The sequence below is a fragment of the Streptomyces sp. LaBMicrA B280 genome (assembly GCF_049222185.1).
GTDB lineage: Bacteria > Actinomycetota > Actinomycetes > Streptomycetales > Streptomycetaceae > Streptomyces > Streptomyces murinus.
This window is the reverse complement of the sequence record NZ_JBMJCT010000010.1, coordinates 107,392-126,650: the sequence shown is the minus strand read 5'-3', so window position 1 is coordinate 126,650 and position 19,259 is coordinate 107,392. Positions and strand designations below refer to the sequence as shown.

General features: G+C 72.2%; 17 protein-coding genes. 5 read left to right on the top strand and 12 right to left on the bottom strand.

What is annotated here, in order from left to right:
• Position 1 precedes the first annotated feature (1 nt).
• Positions 2-319: a hypothetical protein gene (locus tag ACLF5H_RS10080; protein ID WP_421675718.1), complete on the top strand. Its 318-nt coding sequence runs from the start codon at positions 2-4 to the stop codon at positions 317-319.
• On the top strand, positions 316-972 hold the full coding sequence (locus ACLF5H_RS10075; protein WP_421675717.1) for a hypothetical protein: 657 nt from the start codon (positions 316-318) through the stop codon (positions 970-972). The genes ACLF5H_RS10080 and ACLF5H_RS10075 overlap by 4 nt, the downstream gene beginning before the upstream one ends.
• Positions 973-990: 18 nt before the next feature.
• Here the strand turns inward: ACLF5H_RS10075 and ACLF5H_RS10070 are convergent, their stop codons facing one another.
• From ACLF5H_RS10070 to ACLF5H_RS10035, 8 genes are all read right to left on the bottom strand, one after another.
• The gene (locus ACLF5H_RS10070; RefSeq protein ID WP_421675716.1) at positions 991-2,526 is read right to left on the bottom strand and encodes an NCS1 family nucleobase:cation symporter-1; all 1,536 of its coding nucleotides are present in this window, start codon (positions 2,524-2,526) and stop codon (positions 991-993) included.
• A 173-nt stretch (positions 2,527-2,699) separates the two neighbouring features.
• A complete protein-coding gene (locus tag ACLF5H_RS10065; protein ID WP_421675715.1) occupies positions 2,700-3,722 on the bottom strand; it encodes a TIGR03842 family LLM class F420-dependent oxidoreductase in 1,023 nt (340 codons plus the stop codon).
• Positions 3,723-3,733: 11 nt separating this feature from the next.
• Positions 3,734-5,137 (bottom strand): dihydropyrimidinase, encoded by a 1,404-nt coding sequence (hydA, locus tag ACLF5H_RS10060; RefSeq protein ID WP_421675714.1) that lies wholly within the window; start codon positions 5,135-5,137, stop codon positions 3,734-3,736.
• A gap of 93 nt (positions 5,138-5,230) precedes the next feature.
• Positions 5,231-6,073, bottom strand: coding sequence for a nitrilase-related carbon-nitrogen hydrolase (locus ACLF5H_RS10055; protein WP_421675713.1), 843 nt, complete (start codon positions 6,071-6,073; stop codon positions 5,231-5,233).
• A 155-nt stretch (positions 6,074-6,228) separates the two neighbouring features.
• On the bottom strand, positions 6,229-7,806 hold the full coding sequence (locus ACLF5H_RS10050; protein ID WP_421675712.1) for a PucR family transcriptional regulator: 1,578 nt from the start codon (positions 7,804-7,806) through the stop codon (positions 6,229-6,231).
• Positions 7,807-7,862: 56 nt separating this feature from the next.
• Positions 7,863-9,116 carry an aspartate aminotransferase family protein gene (locus tag ACLF5H_RS10045; protein ID WP_421675759.1) on the bottom strand — a complete coding sequence of 418 codons (1,254 nt, stop codon included), beginning with the start codon at positions 9,114-9,116 and terminating at the stop codon, positions 7,863-7,865.
• A gap of 29 nt (positions 9,117-9,145) precedes the next feature.
• Positions 9,146-9,988, bottom strand: a complete 843-nt coding sequence (locus tag ACLF5H_RS10040) for a nitrilase-related carbon-nitrogen hydrolase (RefSeq protein ID WP_421675711.1) — start codon at positions 9,986-9,988, stop codon at positions 9,146-9,148.
• A gap of 162 nt (positions 9,989-10,150) precedes the next feature.
• Complete coding sequence (locus tag ACLF5H_RS10035) at positions 10,151-10,402, bottom strand: helix-turn-helix domain-containing protein (RefSeq protein WP_421675710.1); 252 nt, start codon at positions 10,400-10,402, stop codon at positions 10,151-10,153.
• 116 nt (positions 10,403-10,518) lie between these two features.
• On the opposite strand from ACLF5H_RS10035, the gene map reads away from it, so the two are divergent.
• Entirely contained in the window at positions 10,519-11,295 is a 777-nt protein-coding gene (gene map / locus ACLF5H_RS10030; protein WP_421675709.1) for a type I methionyl aminopeptidase, read from the top strand.
• A gap of 122 nt (positions 11,296-11,417) precedes the next feature.
• On the top strand, positions 11,418-13,976 hold the full coding sequence (locus ACLF5H_RS10025) for an ATP-dependent Clp protease ATP-binding subunit (RefSeq protein WP_421675708.1): 2,559 nt from the start codon (positions 11,418-11,420) through the stop codon (positions 13,974-13,976).
• 68 nt (positions 13,977-14,044) lie between these two features.
• Here the strand turns inward: ACLF5H_RS10025 and ggt are convergent, their stop codons facing one another.
• Positions 14,045-15,853 (bottom strand): gamma-glutamyltransferase, encoded by a 1,809-nt coding sequence (gene ggt, locus ACLF5H_RS10020; RefSeq protein WP_421675707.1) that lies wholly within the window; start codon positions 15,851-15,853, stop codon positions 14,045-14,047.
• Positions 15,854-15,995: 142 nt separating this feature from the next.
• Here ggt and ACLF5H_RS10015 point away from each other — a divergent pair, with 142 nt between their 5' ends.
• Positions 15,996-16,742: a hypothetical protein gene (locus ACLF5H_RS10015; RefSeq protein ID WP_421675706.1), complete on the top strand. Its 747-nt coding sequence runs from the start codon at positions 15,996-15,998 to the stop codon at positions 16,740-16,742.
• Between the two features lie 607 nt (positions 16,743-17,349).
• Here the strand turns inward: ACLF5H_RS10015 and ACLF5H_RS10010 are convergent.
• The 3 genes from ACLF5H_RS10010 to ACLF5H_RS10000 are packed head-to-tail and all read right to left on the bottom strand — an operon-like array spanning position 17,350 to position 19,240.
• The gene (locus ACLF5H_RS10010; protein WP_086810772.1) at positions 17,350-17,763 is read right to left on the bottom strand and encodes a DUF6278 family protein; all 414 of its coding nucleotides are present in this window, start codon (positions 17,761-17,763) and stop codon (positions 17,350-17,352) included.
• A gap of 15 nt (positions 17,764-17,778) precedes the next feature.
• On the bottom strand, positions 17,779-18,558 hold the full coding sequence (locus ACLF5H_RS10005; RefSeq protein ID WP_421675705.1) for an exodeoxyribonuclease III: 780 nt from the start codon (positions 18,556-18,558) through the stop codon (positions 17,779-17,781).
• Between the two features lie 46 nt (positions 18,559-18,604).
• Positions 18,605-19,240, bottom strand: coding sequence for an MBL fold metallo-hydrolase (locus tag ACLF5H_RS10000; protein ID WP_421675704.1), 636 nt, complete (start codon positions 19,238-19,240; stop codon positions 18,605-18,607).
• Positions 19,241-19,259: the final 19 nt, after the last annotated feature.

The window sequence follows — 19,259 nt, the reverse complement described above, 5'->3', positions numbered from 1 at the left end:
GGTGACGCACTCCGCACCGGTGCCCGGCGCCCTCGAACCGTACGTGGAGACCACGCGGAGCGACTACGCGGTGCGCTACACGAACGGTCTGCGGATCGAGGCCGCGGACGACGGGGTGGCCGTACTGCACGGCCGCTGCCCGCGCTGCGGCTGCGCGTTCATGTACACGCACACCGACCGGGTCTTCCGCACGCCGCGCCGGGCGCCCCGCCCCGCGCATGTCCCGGTGCTCTGCGAGTGCACGGCCGAACACCCGGGGCGTCCGCCCGAGGAGAAGGGGTGCGGCGCCTACTGGAACGTCCTCATGGAGCGCGGATGACACCGCGCTGGTCCGTGCGGCCGGGCCCGCCCGCGACCCCCGCCGACCGGCAGGCGGGGCGGCTGACCGGGGAGTTGCTCGCCGGTGAGCTGGCCCGCGCCCGGGAGGCGGCGCTCGCCTGGCGCAACGGGCTCGCGGCCCTGTTCGCCGGGCTGCTCGGCTTCGGCCTGATCAAGGGCCGTACCGACGTGGGGAAACTGGCCCCTCCGTACGACGCCCTGGTGGGCGGCGCGCTGCTGCTCTGCCTGGTGTTCGGCACCCTCGGCGCGCTGCTGCTGCTCCGGGCGGCGCACGGGGCGCCGATCGGCGTCCGGCTGCCGACCGGCGTGCCCGCCGCGGCCACCGCGCTGCATCTCGGCGACCACATGGAGACCCGCCGCACGGTGCGGGCCCTCACCCGGGGAGTGGTGCTGACGATCGCGTGCGGCGCGATGCTCGTCACCGGGGTGGCGCTCACCTGGTACGGCCCCGAGAAGGACGGCCCCCGGATCCTGGTGCGCAACCCCTCCGGGTACGTGTGCGGCGAGCCGGTGCGCACGGACGCCGGACGCCTGCTGGTGAAGACGGACACCGGCGAGGTCACCGTGCGGCTCGACCGGGCCGAGTCCCTGGCGGCGGTCGACGCGTGCCCGCCGGGGCCGTCCGCGGAGTGACCGCGGACGGCCCCTCGCTCAGCCGGCCCCCGCCGCCCCCTCGCGCCGTCCGGTCGGCAGGGTCAGCGCCAGGTAGAGCACCAGCGAGGTGCCGAGGCCGACCGCCCAGCCGTAGTCGGCGAGCGGGGCGAGGGCCGGGACCGGGCGGCCGTCGTAGAGCGGCTTGAGGCTCGCGCCGCCGATCGCGAGGACGCCGCCGACGAGGAAGGCGAGGACCGCCCGCCAGTTCCAGCCGCCCGCGTACCAGTACCGGCCGCCGGTGCGGTAGAGGTCGGCGAGGTCCAGCCGGGTGCGGCGCACGATCCAGTAGTCGGCCACCAGGATGCCCGCGACGGTGCCGAGCAGCCCGCCGACCAGGCCGAGCCAGGTGAAGATGTAGCCCTGCGGGTCGGAGTACAGCTTCCAGGGGCAGATCAGCACGGCGAGGACCGCGGTGAGCAGCGCGCCGGTGCGGAAACTCACCCTGCTCGGCGCCACGTTGGAGAAGTCGAAGGCCGGGGAGACCAGGTTGGCGGCGATGTTCACCGAGAGGGTCGCCACCAGGACCGTGACCAGGGCGTAGAGCAGACCGACCACGTTGTCGGTCTTCGCGGCCAGCTGTACCGGGTCCCAGACGGGCTTGCCGTAGACGGCCTGCGAACCGGAGGTGACCAGCACGGACAGGAACGCGAACAGCGTCATCGTGGTGGGCAGACCGAGCGCCTGGCCCCAGGTCTGGGCCTTCTGGCTGCGCCCGTAGCGGGTGAAGTCCGGGATGTTCAGGGACAGCGTGGACCAGAAGCCGATCATGCCCATCAGGGAGGGCCAGAACAGCTTCCAGAACCCGCCGCCCCAGCCGAGCGTGGACGGCTGATCGAACAGCGGCCCGACCCCGCCCGCCTTCGACGCCATCCACCCCAGCATCACGAAGGCGCCGACCAGCACGAACGGCGCGGCCCAGTTCTCGAAGCGGCGGATGGTCTCCATCCCCCGGTGGATGATGGCGACCTGGAGCGCCCAGAAGAGGGCGAACGACAGCCACATGGTCCAGGCGTAGCCGCCGATGTGCGCCGCGTCCGACCAGCCGTCGCCGATCAGTTTCCCGGCGAGGAAGTAGATGGCCTCGCCGCCGATCCAGGTCTGGATGCCGAACCAGCCGCAGGCCACCAACGCCCGTACGACGGCGGGCAGATTGGCGCCGCGCACCCCGAAGGAGGCGCGGGCGAAGACCGGGAAGGGGATGCCGTACTTCGGTCCGGCGTGCCCGGTCAGCAGCATCGGCACCAGGACGACCAGGTTGGCGACGGCGATGGTGAACACCGCCTGCTTCCAGTCCATGCCGACGGCGATCAGACCGGAGGCCAGCGTCCAGGAGGCGGTGTTGTGGGCCATGCCGACCCACAGCGCGGAGAAGTTGTACGTCGTCCAGGTGCGCCGGGCGGCCGGGACCGGCAGCAGGTCCTCGTTGGCGTAGCGGCCGCTGGGCCGGGGAGCGCCGGGGGCGATCTCCACCCGGCCGTCGGCGAGGGTGACTTGGGCCGAGGGTGGTATGTGCGTGGGAGCGGTGTCGGTCATGGGCGGGCCCCAATCGGGAGCGAGGTGGGTCGGCGAAGGCCGTCGCGGGCACCAGCCCCTCCCCGCGGGGAGGCGGGGAGGGGTGACCAGGGGTGGGGGGTTGGGGCGGCCCCCCGAAGGGACCGGAAGGGACCAGAAGGGACCGGGAGGGAGAGTGAACGGGGCTGTCGGGGCTAGGAGTTGACGGCGGGGATCACCTGGCTGCCGTAGGCGTCGATGGTGGCCTCCTGCGCGTCGTGCATGTCGTACAGCGCGAACTGGTCGACGCCCAGGGCGCGCAGCGCGGTCAGCTTCTCGATGTGCCGCTCGGGCGGGCCGATGAGGCAGAAGCGGTCCACGATCTCGTCGGGCACGAACTCGGTGTCGGGGTTGCCGCTGCGCCCGTGGTGGGCGTAGTCGTAGCCCTGCCGGGACTTGATGTACTCGGTGAGTTCCGCCGGGACCTGGGCGGAGTGCTCGCCGTACTTGGAGACCAGGTCGGCCACGTGGTTGCCGACCATGCCGCCGAACCAGCGGCACTGGTCACGGGCGTGGGCGAGGGCCTCGGGCGAGTCGTCGGCGGTGACGTACGCCGGTGCCGCCACGCAGATGCTGACCTCGCCGGGATCGCGCCCCGCCGCCCGCGCCGCGTCCTTGACGGCCCTCACCATGTACTCGGTGAGGTAGAGGTCGGCCAGCTGGAGGATGAAGCCGTCGGCCTCCTCGCCGGTCATCTTCAGCGCCTTGGGGCCGTACGCGGCCATCCACACGGGGAGTTCGGCGCCGGGCCTGACCCAGGGGAACTTGACGACCGCGCCGCCGCCGAGGTCGGCGGAGTCGCCCCGGCCGAGGGCGCGGATCACCTTGACGGCCTCGCTTATGCGGGCGAGGGTGTTGGGCCTGCGGCCCGCGACGCGCATCGCGGAGTCGCCGCGGCCGATGCCGCACACCGTGCGGTTGCCGAACATGTCGTTGAGGGTGGCGAAGGTGGAGGCGGTGACCTCCGGGGTGCGGGTGGACGGGTTGGTGACCATCGGTCCGACGGTGAGCCGTTCCGTCCGCGCCAGGATCTGGCTGTAGATCACGAACGGCTCCTGCCACAGCACGGCGGAGTCGAAGGTCCAGCCGTGGCTGAAGCCGTTGTGCTCGGCCCGCCGCATGAGGTCGATGACACGGGAGGCCGGCGGGTCGGTCTGGAGGACGAGTCCAAAGTCCATGGGCGCTGCTCCTAGTTGAGGTACTGGCAGGTGGAGCGCGGGGTGTAGACGCCGTGTCCGGCGTGCCCGGTGTACTCCCGCCGGTCGATGACGGTCTCGCCGCGCGAGAGGACCGTCTCCACCCGGCCGGTGATCCGCCTGCCCTCGTACGCCGAGTAGTCGACGTTCATGTGATGCGTCTCGGCGGAGATCACCTGCTCGGCGTGGGGGTCGTAGATCACCACGTCGGCGTCGGCGCCCGGGGCGATGGTGCCCTTCTTCGGGTACAGGCCGAACATCCGCGCCGGGGTGGCGCAGGCGATCTCGATCCAGCGGCGGCGGGAGATGTGCCCGTCCAGCACGGCCTGGTGGAGGAGGTCCATGCGGTTCTCCACGCCCGGCATCCCGTTGGGGATCTTGGAGAAGTCGCCGCGGCCCAGCTCCTTCTGCCCGCTGAAGCAGAACGGGCAGTGGTCGGTGGAGACCACCTGGAGGTCGTTGGTGCGCAGCCCCCGCCAGAGCGCCGCCTGGTGCTCCCGTGGCCGCAGGGGCGTCGAGCACACGTACTTGGCGCCCTCGAAGTCCGGCTCGGCGAGGTTGTCGGTGGACAGGAACAGGTACTGCGGGCAGGTCTCGCCGAACACGTTCAGGCCGTCGTCGCGGGCCCGGGTCAGCTCGGCGAGCGCCTCGGCGGCCGAGACATGGACGACGTACAGCGGCGCGCCCGCGACCTGGGCGAGCCGGATGGCCCGGTGGGTGGCCTCGGCCTCCAGCAGGGCCCTGCGGACCTCGCCGTGGTAGCGCGGGTCGGTCTCGCCGCGGGCGAGGGCCTGTTCGACCAGGACGTCGATGGCGATGCCGTTCTCGGCGTGCATCATGATCAGGCCGCCGTTGGCGGCGGCGCGCTGCATGGCGCGCAGGATCTGGCCGTCGTCGGAGTAGAACACCCCGGGGTAGGCCATGAACTGCTTGAAGGAGGTCACGCCCTCCTCGACCAGCAGATCCATCTCCTTGAGCGTCTCCTCGCGCACATCGGAGACGATCATGTGGAAGGCGTAGTCGATGGCGCAGTTGCCCTCGGCCTTCTGGTGCCAGGCGTCCAGGCCCTCGCGCAAGGTGTGGCCGACGCTCTGGATGGCGAAGTCCACGATCGTGGTCGTACCGCCCCAGGCGGCGGCGCGGGTACCGGTCTCGAAGGTGTCGCAGGCGTAGGTGCCGCCGAAGGGCATCTCCATGTGGGTGTGGCCGTCGACGCCGCCGGGGATGACGTACTTTCCGGTGGCGTCGATGGTCTGCCCGGCGCCGAGCGCGGCGGCGGCGGGGGTGCCGGATGCCGCGAGGGCGGCGATGCGGCCGTCCTCGATGAGGACGTCGGCGTGGATCTCGTCGGATGCGGTGACGACGAGACCACCGCGGATGATTTTTCGGCCGGGCATTGGTCCCCTCTCGGTGTCGGCTGCGGGTACGTTGTGGCTGGTCGCGCAGTTCCCCGCGCCCCTTTCGGGGCGCGCTTCACACGGGCGGCGTTTTTACGGGGCCGTCAGAGGGCCGTATGCGCCCGGCGTGCGGTCCCTGTAGAACTGCCAGCGGTCGCGGACCTCGCGGAGTTTGGCCATGTCCAGGTCGCGGACGACCAGTTCGGGCTCCTTGTCGCTCGCGACCTCGCCGACGTACTGGGCCTCGGGGTCCACGAAGTAGGTGGTGCCGTAGAAGTCGTTGTCGCCCAGGTCCTCCACGCCGACCCGGTTGATCGCGCCGACGAAGTACTCGTTGGCGACGGCCGCGGCCGGCTGCTCCAGCTGCCACAGGTACTTGGACAGGCCCCGGGAGGTGGCGGAGGGGTTGAAGACGATCTCGGCGCCTTCGAGGCCGAGCGCCCGCCAGCCCTCCGGGAAGTGGCGGTCGTAGCAGATGTAGACGCCGATCCTGCCGACGGCGGTGTCGAAGACCGGCCAGCCGCTGTTGCCCGGGCGGAAGTAGAACTTCTCCCAGAATCCCTGCACTTGGGGGATGTGGGTCTTGCGGTACTTGCCGAGGTAGCTGCCGTCCGCGTCGATCACGGCGGCGGTGTTGTAGAGGACGCCCGGCTGTTCCTCCTCGTACATCGGCAGGATCAGCACGATGCCGAGGGCGCGGGCGAGGGACTGGAAGCGCTGGACGATCGGACCCTCGGGGATCCGCTCGGCGTAGTCGTAGAACGCCTTGTCCTGGACCTGGCAGAAGTAGGGTCCGTAGAACAGCTCCTGGAAGCACAGGACTTGGGCGCCCTGCGCGGCCGCGTCGCGAACCGCCTGCTCGTGGACCTGGATCATGGATTCCTTGTCGCCGGTCCAGGCGGTCTGGAAGAGGGCGGCACGGATCACTCGGCTCATCGGGACCTCCGGTAGCGGGGTGTGCGGTGAGCCTAGGAAGCGGACGGGCCGGGTTCGACGGGCAGCGTGTCACGTCCCCGGCCGCTTCGCGTGCCACCGTGTCATGTCTGCGCGGGCCCATGTTTCACCGCCGTTTTCCCAGGTGGTCACAGGTTTCAGCGTTGTTGCGCGTCATGCGCGAGCAGCGCGATGTGCACGGAGGCCGCCTGTTCGAAGTCGTCCAGGTCGACCCCGAGGCGGCCCTGTATGGCCTCCAGACGGCGGTAGAGCGCGGGCCGGGAGACATGGTGGAGCTGGGCGGTACGGGATTTGTTGCGGCCGGTGGCGAGGTAGGTGCGCAGCACTTCGAGCAGCTCGGGCTCGGCCGTGCGCAGCAGCCCGTCCAACTCCCGCTCCGCGAACGACTGCACATCCGGGTTCTCCCGCAACAGCCGTACGAGTCCCCGTAGATGGACGTCCTTGAGGCGGACGACGGCGGGCAGCCCGAGGGCGGCGGCGGAGCCGGCGACGGCGTCGGCGACATGGCGGGCCTCGCGCAGTCCCGCAGGCACCTCGTCCCAGCCGGTGCGCGGGTCGGCGGCGGCGACCAGGGCGTCCCGCCGCCCGGTTGCCTCCCGCAGCCGGGCCGCGAAGAGCGCGGTGAGGGCGTCGGCGGGCCGGTCGCGCGGCAGGCTGAGCAGGACGGCGGTGACCCCGTCGGCCAGCTCGGCGGCGAGCCCGGACAGGCCCAGCACCCGCAACAGCCGGTCCAGTACGGCGGGTTCGGCGCCCGGCACGACGAGCGGCACGAAGGTGCGCAGATTGACCGGGAGCCCGGCGGCGCGGGCGCGCGGCAGCAGTTGGCGGGCCGGTACGACCCCGGAGACGAGGTCGGTCAGCAGGCTCTGCGCGGACTGCTCCTCCCAGCTCAGCGCGGAGCCGCCGAGCATGCGGTGCAGCACCAGGGCCTCGGCGGCGCGGTCGGCGAGCAGCCGTCCGGTGGCCGGCTCGCCCCGGTAGCCGCACAGCAGCAGCCTGCCCCAGTGTTCGCCGCGGCCGCCCAGTTCGGCGCTGATCCAGGCGTCCAGGGCGCCGCCGCCGGCCTGCCGGGCGACCCGCTCCCAGTCGCGCAGCACATCGTCCACGGCGGAGCGCTCCCCCGCCGTGGCGAGGACGCGATGGGCGAGGTTGGTGAGGACGACGGGGCAGGCGCTGTGCCGGGCGATCTCGTCGAGCAGCCGCTGGAGCGGGGCGCCGGCCGTGATCAGCGCGGTGAGGTCGGTGCGGACCGCCTCGGACAGGCTGACGGCCGCGAACTTGCGCCGTACCAGCCGGGACTGCACCTCCTCGGTCAGCTCGGCGAAGGGGAAGGGGCGGTGCAGCACGACCAGGGGGAGGCCGCAGCGTTCGGCGGCGCGGCGCATCACCTCGGGCGGGGCGGGGAAGGCCCGGCCGAGGCCGAGGACCACGGCGGCGGCCTCGGCGCGGTGCAGGGAGCGGATGTACTCGGCCTGCCGGCTCTCGTCACCGGCGAGGAGCACGCCGGTGGTGAGCACCATCTCGCCGCCGGTGAGCATCACGCCCACGTCGGCGGCCTCGGCGACATGCACCCAGCGCACCGCCCGGTCGAGCCCGTCGGCTCCGGCCACCACCTCGGGTTCCCCGGCCAGCACCCGCTCCAGCGTGAGCACCTGGCGCACGGAGAGGGCGGGTTCCGGCGGGGCGGCGGGACGGGAGGCGGAGGTGGTGGTCATGGCCGTATCCCCTTGCTCGGCAGTGCCAGGTGTCCCCTTGGTGTAGTACGTGTTTGTTACGAGTACGCGCTCCTGAGCGCTTCTTCCAGGACGGCGGCGCCCTCCTCGGCCTCCGCGACGGTCAGCGACAGCGGCGGGGCGACGCGCAGGGCGCTGGTGTCGTGGCCGCCGCCCTTGCCGATGAGCAGGCCCCCGGCGCGGGCCGCCTCCAGGACGGCGGAGGCCGCCTGCGGGTCGGCGTCGTCGGTGCCCGGCTTCGCCAGCTCGATGCCGATCATCAGGCCGCGGCCGCGGACCTCGCGCACCCCCGGCAGCTGGGCGGCGACGGCCCGCAGCCGCTCGATGAGCAGGCCGCCGACCCGGCGGGCGTTGCCCTGGAGGTCGTGGTCGAGGAGGTAGGCGAGGTTGGCGAGTCCGGCGGCCATGGTGAGCTGGGTGCCGCCGAAGGTGGAGATGCTGTTGGCGTCCAGGCAGTTCATCAGTTCGGCGCGGGCGATGACACCGCCGATGGAGGCGCCGTTGCCGATGCCCTTGGCGAAGGTGACGATGTCCGGCGGGCCGCTCGCGGCGTGCGCTCCCCAGCCCCAGAAGTGGTCGCCGGTGCGGCCCCAGCCGGTCTGCACCTCGTCGGAGATCCACAGGATGCCGCGTTCCTTGAGCACGTCGTGGAAGTCGGCGTACAGGCCGTCGGGCGGTGAGGTGAACCCGCCGACGCCCTGGACGGGTTCGGCGATCAGCGCGGCCGGGGGCCGGGTGTGGCCGAGGACGTCCCGCAGGTCGGCGACGCAGGCGTCGGTGAAGGCGCGGTCGTCCAGGTGCGCGAAGGGGCCCCGGGTGCGGACGCCGCCGTGCACGTACAGGGTCTGGAGCGGGGACAGCGAGGTCGGGGACCAGCTGCGGTTGCCGGTGATGCCGACGGTGGAGAAGGAGCGGCCGTGGTAGCTGTTGCGCATGGCCAGGACGGTGTTGGTGCGCCGGTAGGTGGTGGCGAGCAGCAGGGCGGTGTCGTTGGCCTCGGTGCCGGAGGTGGTGAAGAAGACACGGGCGTCGGGGATGCCGCTCACCTGGGCGATGCGCTCGGCGAGTTCCACCATCGGGCGGTTGAGGTAGAGGGTCGAGGAGTGCAGGATGCGCCCGGCCTGCTCGCTGACCGCCTTGGTGACCTCGGGCAGCGCGTGCGCGGTCATGGTGGTGAGGATGCCGCCGAAGAAGTCCAGGTAGCGGTTGCCGTCGGAGTCCCAGACATGGCGGCCCTCGCCGTGGGTGATCTCGATCGGGTCGTCGTAGTAGAGGGCGAGCCAGTCGGGCATCACCCTGCGGTGGCGGGAGTAGAGGTCGCTCACGGCTGCACCAGCCCTTCGTAGGCGTCGGGACGGCGGTCGCGGTAGAAGGCCCACTGCTGCCGTACGTCGTCGATGAGTGCGAGGTCCAGGTCGCGGACGAGGAGTTCCTCGGCCTTGTCGCCCGCGACCTCGCCGACGAACCGGCCGCGCGGGTCCACGAAATACGACGTGCCGTAGAAGTCGTTGGTCCCGTACTCCTCCTGTCCCACCCGGTTGATGGCGGCGACGAAGTACTCGTTGGCGACGGCCGCGGCGGGCTGCTCCAGCTGCCACAGGTGGGCGGACAGGCTCCGGTGGGTGGCCGAGGGGTTGTAGACCAACTGGGCGCCGCCGAGGCCGAGTTGCCGCCAGCCCTCGGGGAAGTGGCGGTCGTAGCAGATGTAGACGCCGACCTTGCCGACGGCGGTGTCGAAGACGGGCCAGCCCTGGTTGCCGGGGCGGAAGTAGTACTTCTCCCAGAAGCCCTCGACCTGGGGGATGTGGTGCTTGCGGTACTTGCCGAGGTAGCCGCCGTCGGCGTCGATCACGGCGGCGGTGTTGTAGTAGAACCCGGGCTGCTCGATCTCGAACACCGGGGCGACGATCGCCATCCCGGTCTCCCGCGCGAGCTCCCGCATCCGCCGTACGGTCGGCCCGTCGGGCACCGGCTCGGCCCACCGGAAGTGCTCACGGTCCTGGACCTGGCAGAAGTAGGGGGCGTTGAACACCTCCTGGAACCCGATGATCCGCGCGCCCCGCCGGGCCGCCTCCCGGGCATGCTCCTCGTGCTTCGCCACCATGGACTCGGTGTCGCCGGTCCAGGTGGCCTGGACCAGCGCGGCGCGGACGACGTTGGCCATGAGCTGCTCCTTCGACATGACGTCAGAGCCTCTACGCCCGTAGAGCAGACCGTAGAGGCACGAACGTAAGCCTCCGGGACCGCCTTGCCAAGACCATCGTCACCAACCCGCTGAGGCGAGGGCGATTCACACTCCGGTGGGTGAGCGGGGGGTGGCCGCTCCTCAGACGGTCATCGGGGTGCAGTGCGCCGCCAGCACGTCCATCGACAGGCCGAGCGATCTCGCCAGCGCGGCCACCGTGAAGAAGGCCGGGGTCGGGGCGCGGCCGGTCTCGATCTTGCGGAGGGTCTCGGCGGAGACGCCCGCCGCGGCGGCGACCTCGACCATGCTGCGGTCACCGCGCGCCTCGCGCAGCAGCCGCCCGAGCCGCTCGCCGCGTTCGTGCTCTTCGGGGGTGAGGGGGGTGCGCACCATGCGTCCATTGTGCCCGCCGCACTCCCCCATTCAAATACCGCCCGCCCGGAACGCCCCCGGCCCCCGCACCCGCCCCCGCCGCCATCCCCAATACAAATACCGGTATAGTAATTGGCATGGTGGAACTGAAGACGGACGCGTCCATCGACGCGATGCATGCCGCGGGCCAGGTCGTCGGGCAGGCCCTGAGTGCCGTACGCAAGGCCGCGGACGTGGGGGTCTCGCTGCTGGAGCTCGACGAGGTGGCGCGGGAGGTGCTGCGGGCGGCTGGGGCGACCTCGCCCTTCCTCGGGTACCGCCCCTCCTTCGCCCCGACCCCCTTCCCCGCGGTGATCTGCGCCTCGGTCAACGACGCGATCGTGCACGGCATCCCCACCGGGTACCGGCTGCGCGACGGCGATCTGGTCTCCATCGACTGCGGGGCCCTGCTGGACGGCTGGGCCGGGGACTCGGCGATCAGCTTCGTGGTGGGCCGCGCCCGCCCCGAGGACGTACGGCTGGTCGAGACCGCCGAGCTGGCGCTGGCGGCCGGCATCGCGGCGGCCGTGGTCGGCAACCGGATCGGCGACATCGCCCACGCCGTCGGCCGGGTCTGCCGTACGGCGGGCTACGGCGTCCCGCAGGACTTCGGCGGCCATGGCATCGGCCGCCGTATGCACGAGGACCCCGGGGTCCCGAACGAGGGCCGACCCGGCCGCGGCTTCCCGCTCCGCCCCGGCCTGGTCCTGGCGATCGAGCCGATGCTGATCGGCGGCGGCCGGGACGACTACCACGAGGCCCCCGACGGCTGGACCCTGCGCACGAGCGACGGCTCCCGCGCGGCCCACGCGGAACACACGGTGGCCGTCACGGAGCGGGGTCCCCGGATCCTCACGGCGCGCGTCCCCGCCTGAGGGGCGCCCGTTCCCCCGCCCGGGCGAACATGCCCACCCCCCTACTTCATGCCATCGTGGGCATGAGCAGCCCCACTCCGGGTTACCCGGCGGAGCCACCGTCAGCGAAGGAAAGCATCGCCATGACCAACGGCTACCCTCCTGACCCCTTCGGCGAATTCCTCGCCCGCTTCTTCAGCGGTGCCGCCGGTGGCACCGGCGGCACGCCCGGCCCGCGGCACATCGACATCGGCCGGCTGCTCAGCCAGCCGGCGCGGGAGCTGGTCAAAGGGGCGGCGCAGTACGCGGCCGAGCACGGCAGCCGGGACCTGGACACCCAGCATCTGCTGCGCGCGGCCGTCTCCGCCGAGCCCACGCGGAGCCTGCTGACCCGGGCCGGGGCCGATCCGGACTCGCTCGCCACCGAGATCGACGACCGGGCGGGCCCGGTCGCGCACCCGCCGGGCGAGGTGCCCCCGCCGACCTCGCTGTCCCTGACCCCCGCGGTGAAGCGGGCCCTGCTGGACGCGCACGACATGGCCCGCTCCAGCGGCGCGGGCTACATCGGCCCCGAGCATGTGCTCAGCGCGCTGGCCTCCAATCCGGACTCGGCGGCGGGGCACATCCTGCACGCGGCCCGCTTCCCGGCGAGCGCGCTGCCGCCGGAGCCGCCGGAGGGCACCGGCCAGGTCCGGGTGGAGCGGCAGCGGTCCACCGGCACGCCCACGCTGGACAAGTACGGCCGTGATCTGACCGAGCTGGCCCGGGAGGGCCGGGTCGACCCGGTGATCGGCCGGGACACCGAGATCGAGCAGACCGTCGAGGTGCTGTCCCGGCGCGGCAAGAACAACCCCGTGCTGATCGGCGACGCGGGCGTGGGCAAGACGGCCATCGTGGAGGGCCTCGCGCAGCGGATCGCCGACGGGGACGTGCCGGACCAGCTGGCCGGGCGGCGGGTGGTCGCCCTGGATCTGACCGGAGTGGTGGCCGGCACCCGCTACCGGGGCGACTTCGAGGAGCGCCTGAACAACATCGTGGAGGAGATCCGCGCCAACTCCGACCGGCTGATCGTGTTCATCGACGAGCTGCACACCGTCGTCGGCGCGGGCTCCGGCGGCGAGGGCGGCGCGCTGGACGCGGGCAACATCCTCAAGCCCGCGCTGGCCCGGGGCGAGCTGCACATCGTGGGCGCGACCACCCTGGAGGAGTTCCGCAGGATCGAGAAGGACGCGGCGCTCGCCCGCCGCTTCCAGCCGGTGCTGGTGCCCGAGCCGACCGTCCAGGACACCATCGAGATCCTGCGCGGGCTGCGCGACCGCTACGAGGCGCACCACCAGGTCCGCTACTCCGACGAGGCGTTGGTCGCCGCCGTGGAGCTGTCCGACCGGTATCTCACCGACCGGCGGCTGCCGGACAAGGCGATCGACCTGATCGACCAGGCGGGCGCCCGGGTCCGGCTCGGCGCCCGCACCAAGGGCACCGATGTGCGGGCGATGGAGCGCGAGGTGGACCAGCTGGTCCGGGACAAGGACCAGGCGGTCGCCGACGAGGACTACGAGCAGGCCAAGCAGCTGCGCGACCGGATCGCGGAGCTGAAGGGGAGCATCGCCGAGGCCAGCGGGGGCGAGCAGGCCGACGAGGGGCAGCTGGAGGTGACCGCGGAGTCCATCGCCGAGGTGGTCTCGCGGCAGACCGGCATCCCGGTCAGCCGGCTCACCCAGGAGGAGAAGGAGCGGCTGCTCGGTCTTGAGGAGCATCTGCATCAGCGGGTCGTCGGCCAGGAGGAGGCCGTCGCGGTGGTCGCCGAGGCGGTGCTGCGTTCGCGCGCCGGGCTCGCCAGCCCCTCCCGGCCGATCGGCAGCTTCCTCTTCCTCGGCCCGACCGGGGTCGGCAAGACCGAGCTGGCCCGCGCGCTCGCCGAGGCGCTGTTCGGCAGCGAGGACCGCATGGTCCGCCTCGACATGAGCGAGTACCAGGAGCGGCACACCGTCTCCCGGCTGGTCGGCGCCCCGCCCGGCTATGTCGGCCACGAGGAGGCGGGACAGCTCACCGAGGTGGTGCGCCGGCACCCGTACTCGCTGCTGCTGCTCGACGAGGTGGAGAAGGCGCATCCGGACGTCTTCAACATCCTGCTCCAGGTGCTGGACGACGGCCGGCTCACCGACTCCCAGGGCCGCACGGTCGACTTCACCAACACGGTCATCGTGATGACCAGCAACCTCGGCTCCGAGGCGATCACCCGGCGCGGCGCCGGGATCGGTTTCGGTCCCGGCGGCGCGGAGGCCGACGAGGAGGCGCGGCGGGAGCAGATCATGCGGCCGCTGCGCGAGCACTTCCGGCCCGAGTTCCTCAACCGCATCGACGAGATCGTGGTCTTCCGGCAGCTCACCGGCGAGCAACTGCGGCAGATCACCGACCTGTTGCTGGAGAGCACCCGGCGGCTGCTGGACGGGCAGGGCGTCGCGGTGGAGTTCACGGACGCGGCGGTCGACTGGATCGCCGAGCGCGGCTACCAACCGGAGTACGGCGCCCGGCCGTTGCGCCGCACCATCCAGCGCGAGGTGGACAACCGGCTGTCTCGGCTGCTGCTGAACGGCACGGTCTCCGCGGGCGGCCGGGTCACCGTGGACGTCAGGGACGGGCGGCTGGACTTCCGCACACCCGAGGCGCCCGAGGCCGCGCAGGCCCCGCCCGCCGGATGAGACCCGTACGCGAGGGTGCCGGAGGCGAGCCGCCTCCGGCACCCTCGCGCATGTCGTGCGCCCGGCGGCTACGGGGCCGGGTCCACCACCATCGCCGAGCCCCCGCCGCGTCGTACCTTCTCGGCCGCGGCGAGCCACTTGCCGTCCGGCAGCCGCTGCACCCCGGTCGCGGCGCCGATCTCCGGGTTGAGGGTGAAGTGGTGGCCGATGGCCTCCAGTTGCTGTCTCAACGGGCTGTTGTACAGGGCGGGTTCGAGTTCCGTCCGGGCCGCGTTGCGCTGGCTGGCGCGGGGCGCGGCGATCGCGTCGACCAGCGGCAGCCGCCGGTCGAGGAACTCGGTCAGGGTCTGGAGCACGGTGGTGATGATGGTCGCGCCACCGGGCGAACCCAGCGCCACCACCGGCCTGTTGCCGCCGTCGAGGACGATCGCCGGGGAGATGGAGGAGCGCGGCCGCTTGCCCGGACCGGGCAGGTTCGGGTCGGGCACGGACGGGCTCGCCGGGGTGAAGGAGAAGTCCGTCAGCTCGTTGTTGAGCAGGAAGCCCCGGCCGGGCACGGTCATCGCGCTGCCGCCGGTCTGCTCGATGGTGAGGGTGTAGGAGACGACGTTCCCCCACTTGTCGGCGACCGTGAGATGGGTGGTGTTCTGGCCCTCGTACGTCGTCGGCGCCGCCTTGCCGCCCCTGGCGCAGTCCTTCGGGTGGTACGGGTCGCCGGGGGCGAGCGGGCTGGTGAGGACCGCGTCGTCCTTGATCAGGCAGGCCCGCGAGTCGGCGAACCGCTGCGCGAGCAACTGGCGGGTGGGGACCTTCTCGTAGGCGGGGTCGCCGACCCAGCGGCCGCGGTCGGCGAAGGCGATCCGGCTGGCCTCGATGAAGTGGTGCAGGTACTGCGCCTCGCTCATCTTCGACAGGTCGGAGCTCTCCAGGATGTTGAGCGCCTCGCCGACCGTGGTGCCGCCCGAGGAGGACGGGGCGATGGAGTAGACGTTCAGACCCCGGTACGCCGTCCTGGTGGGTGCCTGGAGCTTGGCGCGGTAGACGGCGAGGTCCTTCTCGGCGAGCTTGCCGGGGCGGGCGTTCCAGCCGGAGGCCGGGTCCACGGGCGGGTGCTCGACGGTCCTGACGATGTCGTCGCCTATGTCACCGTGATAAATCGCCCCCATCCCTTTCTTCGCCAACTCCTCGTAGGTCTTGGCGAGTTCGGGGTTCTTGAAGGTCGAGCCGACCGCGGGCGGCCTGCCGCCGGGCAGGAACAGCCGGGCGGTGTCCGGGAAGTAGCGAAACCGGGTCTCGTTGTCGGCGGTCTGCGAGCGGAAGGTGTCGTCCACGGTGAAGCCGTCACGGGCGAGCCGCTCGGCCGGTTCCAGGACGCTGCCGAGCTTACGGCTGCCCCACTGGTCGAGGGCGGTCTGCCAGGTGGCGGGGGTGCCCGGGGTGCCGACGCTGAGTCCGCTGCTGACGGCGTCGTCGAAGGAGAGCGGTTTGCCGTTCTCCACGAACAGGTCGGAGTCGGCGGACCGCGGTGCCGTCTCGCGGCCGTCGATGGTGTGGACCGTGCGGGTCCGCGCGTCGTAGTAGACGAAGTAGCCGCCCCCGCCGACGCCGGACGAGTAGGGCTCGGTGACGCCGAGCGCGGCGGCGGTGGCGACGGCGGCGTCCACCGCGTTGCCGCCGTGCCTGAGGACCTCGATACCGGCGGCGGTGGCGTCCTTGTCGACGCTGGCGACGGCACCGCCGTAGCCCACGGCCACCGCCTGCTTGGCGGCCGGCTCGCTCGCCCTCGGGGCGGGCGGCGGTGCCGCGGCCCCCACCGTCACCACGGCGGCCGAGACCACCGTCAGAACCGCCAGTCTCCGCGTGCCTGGACGACCCATCCGTACCTCCCGTCGGGACAGTCAGCGCAGCGTAGCCAGATTGTCACTCTAACGACAGTAGGCCCGGGCCGCTCGCCACACGACCGACACAGTTCGAACACCGGTACGTCCAGGGCACCCTGGCCCGCTACCATGCGCGGCCATGAACGACGACGTGCGCAACATCGTCCTGGGCCTGGTGGCGACCGCCATCTCCGCCTCCTTGGGCTGGCTGGCCCGCACCGGTCTGTGGCGCCGCAGACTCCGGCGCGAGCGGGCCTTCTTCGGGCTGCCGGAGCATGCCGAGTCGCTGCTCGTCGTCAACCGGGACCCGGCCGCGACCGAGCCCGCGGTGCACCGCTACGACGTGTTCGCGCTGCTGGAGCTGTCCGCGCTCATCAAGGAGTGCGGGGCGCACGCCGAGGTGGCCACCCAGGACACGGTCCGCCAGGGCTTCGGCGAACGCACCGAGTTCTGTGTGGGCGGGCCCGCCTCGAACCGCCGTACGGCCGCGCATCTGTCGGCGATGCTGCCCGGGCTGCGGATCACCACCGACCCCGAACCGGTCGCCGAGCGGGGCACGTTCCGCATCGGCGGGGAGGTGTACCGGATGGAGCGGGGCGTGTCGGAGTACGTGCTGCTCGCGCGGGTCACCACCGGGGGCCGGGCCCGTCCGGTGTTCCTGTTCTGCGGCCAGCGCGCGATCACCAACCAGGCCGCGACCCGCTATCTGGCCCGCCATCACGAGCGGTTGGCGCGCAGGTACGGCGACGGCACGTTCGTCCTCCTGCTGAAGGTCCTCAACTCGCAGGCGTACGGGCCGGACGTGGTGGAGCTGGTGGCGGATGTGACCCGAGCGGCGCGCACTCCGCTGCCGGAACCCGAGCCGGAGCCCGCGAGTTCCGCATGAGGCGGGGCGGTGACGGCCCGTCGAGCGCAACTCGTCCGGCGCAGCTGACCTTCTCCTCGCCCGTGCGAGCAGTGATCTCCGGCTGCCGCCGGACGAGCCTGGCCCGTGTGAACTGCCGCCCCTCTCACGGTGCGGGGGCCATGGGGTCCCCGCCCGGCGGCAGTGTCTCCATCCCGGTGCGGCGGGGCTTGATCACCTCACCACGGGGCGGAACGCACCATCGTAGTCGAGACGTCGGGGGCCCGGGTTCCCGGCATGGGGGTAGGGCCCGCGGGCAGTCGCCGGGGCCGGTTACCGAACGCGTCCGCGGGCCCCGGTAACGGGTGGGCCGCGAAGGGGTGTGACGGACGGGGATTGACGGGGCGCCGGGTGAACCGGCCGGTGCGCGTTGCCTGGTACGCCTTCTTCCAGTCGCCGTTCCTCGGTTCGATCAACGGATCGACGGCCATACGCAGCCCTACTCCACTCTCCGCTGGGTGGTGGTTGCCGCAAACTATCCAGCCGGGCCGGGGAGTCGGGAGGCGACACGCACCTTTCCGGCATTAGCCGTATTTAAGGCCGTGTTGGGGAGGACGTGGCTCCGGGGCCGCCGGGAGTCCGGACCGGTTCAGACCTCGGCGATCTCCGCGTACAGCTGGGACAGCTCGGGCACGCCGGTCGCGGCCCACTGGCGGCCCGCGTCCACCACCTCCACCTCGCGGCCTGAGGCGAGGCGCAGCACGGGCTCGCCGCCGGCGCTGATCCGCCAGGCGGCGCCGGGTACGGTGCGCACCACGACGGTGCCCAGGTACAGCCCGGCGTCATGGCCGAGCCAGGGCAGCGTCTCGGCGTCGTCGCGCCAGCGCGGGACCATCTGGTCCAGGGCCTCCAGGGAGGCCGGGGTGTCGTCCAGGCGGACGCCGCCCCGGGCCGCCTGGGCACGCAGCAGATCGCACTCGGACAGCAGCGCGGCCACCGACTCGGGGTCGGCGGGCAGCGCGGGGTGCTTCTTGTGCCGTGGGCCCAGGAACGGAAGGTTCATGGACCCAGCGTGGCATCACACGTCGAGGTCGACCACCACGGGCGCGTGATCGGAGGCGCCCTTGCCCTTGCGCTCCTCGCGGTCGACGTAGGCGTCCTTGACGGCCCCGGCGAAGGCCGCGTTGCCGTACACCAGGTCGATGCGCATGCCGCGGTTCTTGGGGAAGCAGAGCTGGCGGTAGTCCCAGTAGGTGAACGGGTGGTCGTACTTGAGCGGGCGCGGTACGACGTCGTCGAGGCCGGACTCGCGCAGGGCGGTGAGGGCGGCGCGCTCGGCGGGGGTGACATGGGTGGCGCCCTCGAAGGCGGCACGGTCGTAGACGTCGTCGTCGGTCGGCGCCACGTTGTAGTCACCGAGGACGGCGAAGGGGCGGCTGCCCTGGGCGTCGCCGAGGACGGCGGCGCGCAGGGCCTCGAACCACTGGAGCTTGTACGCGTAGTGCGGGTGGTCGACCTCGCGGCCGTTGGGCACGTACACCGACCAGACGCGGACGGGGCCGCAGGTGGCGGAGATGGCGCGGGGCTCGGTCACGCCCTCGTACCCGGGGTCGCCGGGCAGTCCCTTGACGACGTCCGCCAGGCCGACGCGGGAGAGCACCGCCACGCCGTTCCACCGGCCGGTGGCGTGCACCGCGGCCTCGTAGCCCAGCTCGCGCAGCGGCTCGATCGGGAACTGCCCCTCGGCGACCTTGGCCTCCTGGAGGCAGAGCACGTCGGTGCCGCTGCTCTCCAGCCAGGCCAGCAGGCGCGGGAGGCGGGCGGTGATCGAGTTCACGTTCCAGGTCGCGATGCGCATGTCTCACAACCTACCTGGCGGGTACGACAACCCGCCCCGCCCCGCCTCACAGGCGGGCGAAGGCCCCCGGGGCGAGCCGCTGGTGGTCGGTGCCGCCGAGGGCGCCGATCTGGTGGTCGTAGATCGGCCGGGCCAGGTCGGTGAGCAGGGCGTCGTGGATGTCGTAGGCGCGCCGCGGACGCACCTCGCGGACGTAGTCGATCACCTCGGAGATCTTGTTCCAGGGGGCCATGACCGGGAGCATCAGCGTCTCCACGGGCTGGTCGGGGACGGTGAGGGCGTCGCCGGGGTGGAAGATCTTCCCGCCGTCGAGGAGGTAGCCGACGTTGGTGATGCGCGGGATGTCCGGGTGGATCACGGCGTGCAGCTCGCCGTGCACGCGTACGTCGAAGCCGGCGGCGGTGAAGGCGTCGCCGTGCCCGACGGTGTGCACACGGCCCGGGAACGCCGCCGCGATCTTCTCCGCGACGGACCGCAGCGTCCAGATCCGGGCGGCCGGGTTGGCCTCCATCGCCGCCCGCAGCCGGGACTCGTCGAAGTGGTCCGCGTGCTCGTGCGTCACCAGGATCGCGTCCGCCCCGAGCGCGGCGTCCTCCTCACTGAACCCTCCGGGGTCGATGACGAGCACCTGCCCGTCCTTCTCCACCCGGACACAGGCATGGGACTTCTTGGTGAGCTTCATGCCTCACCATCCTGCCGGA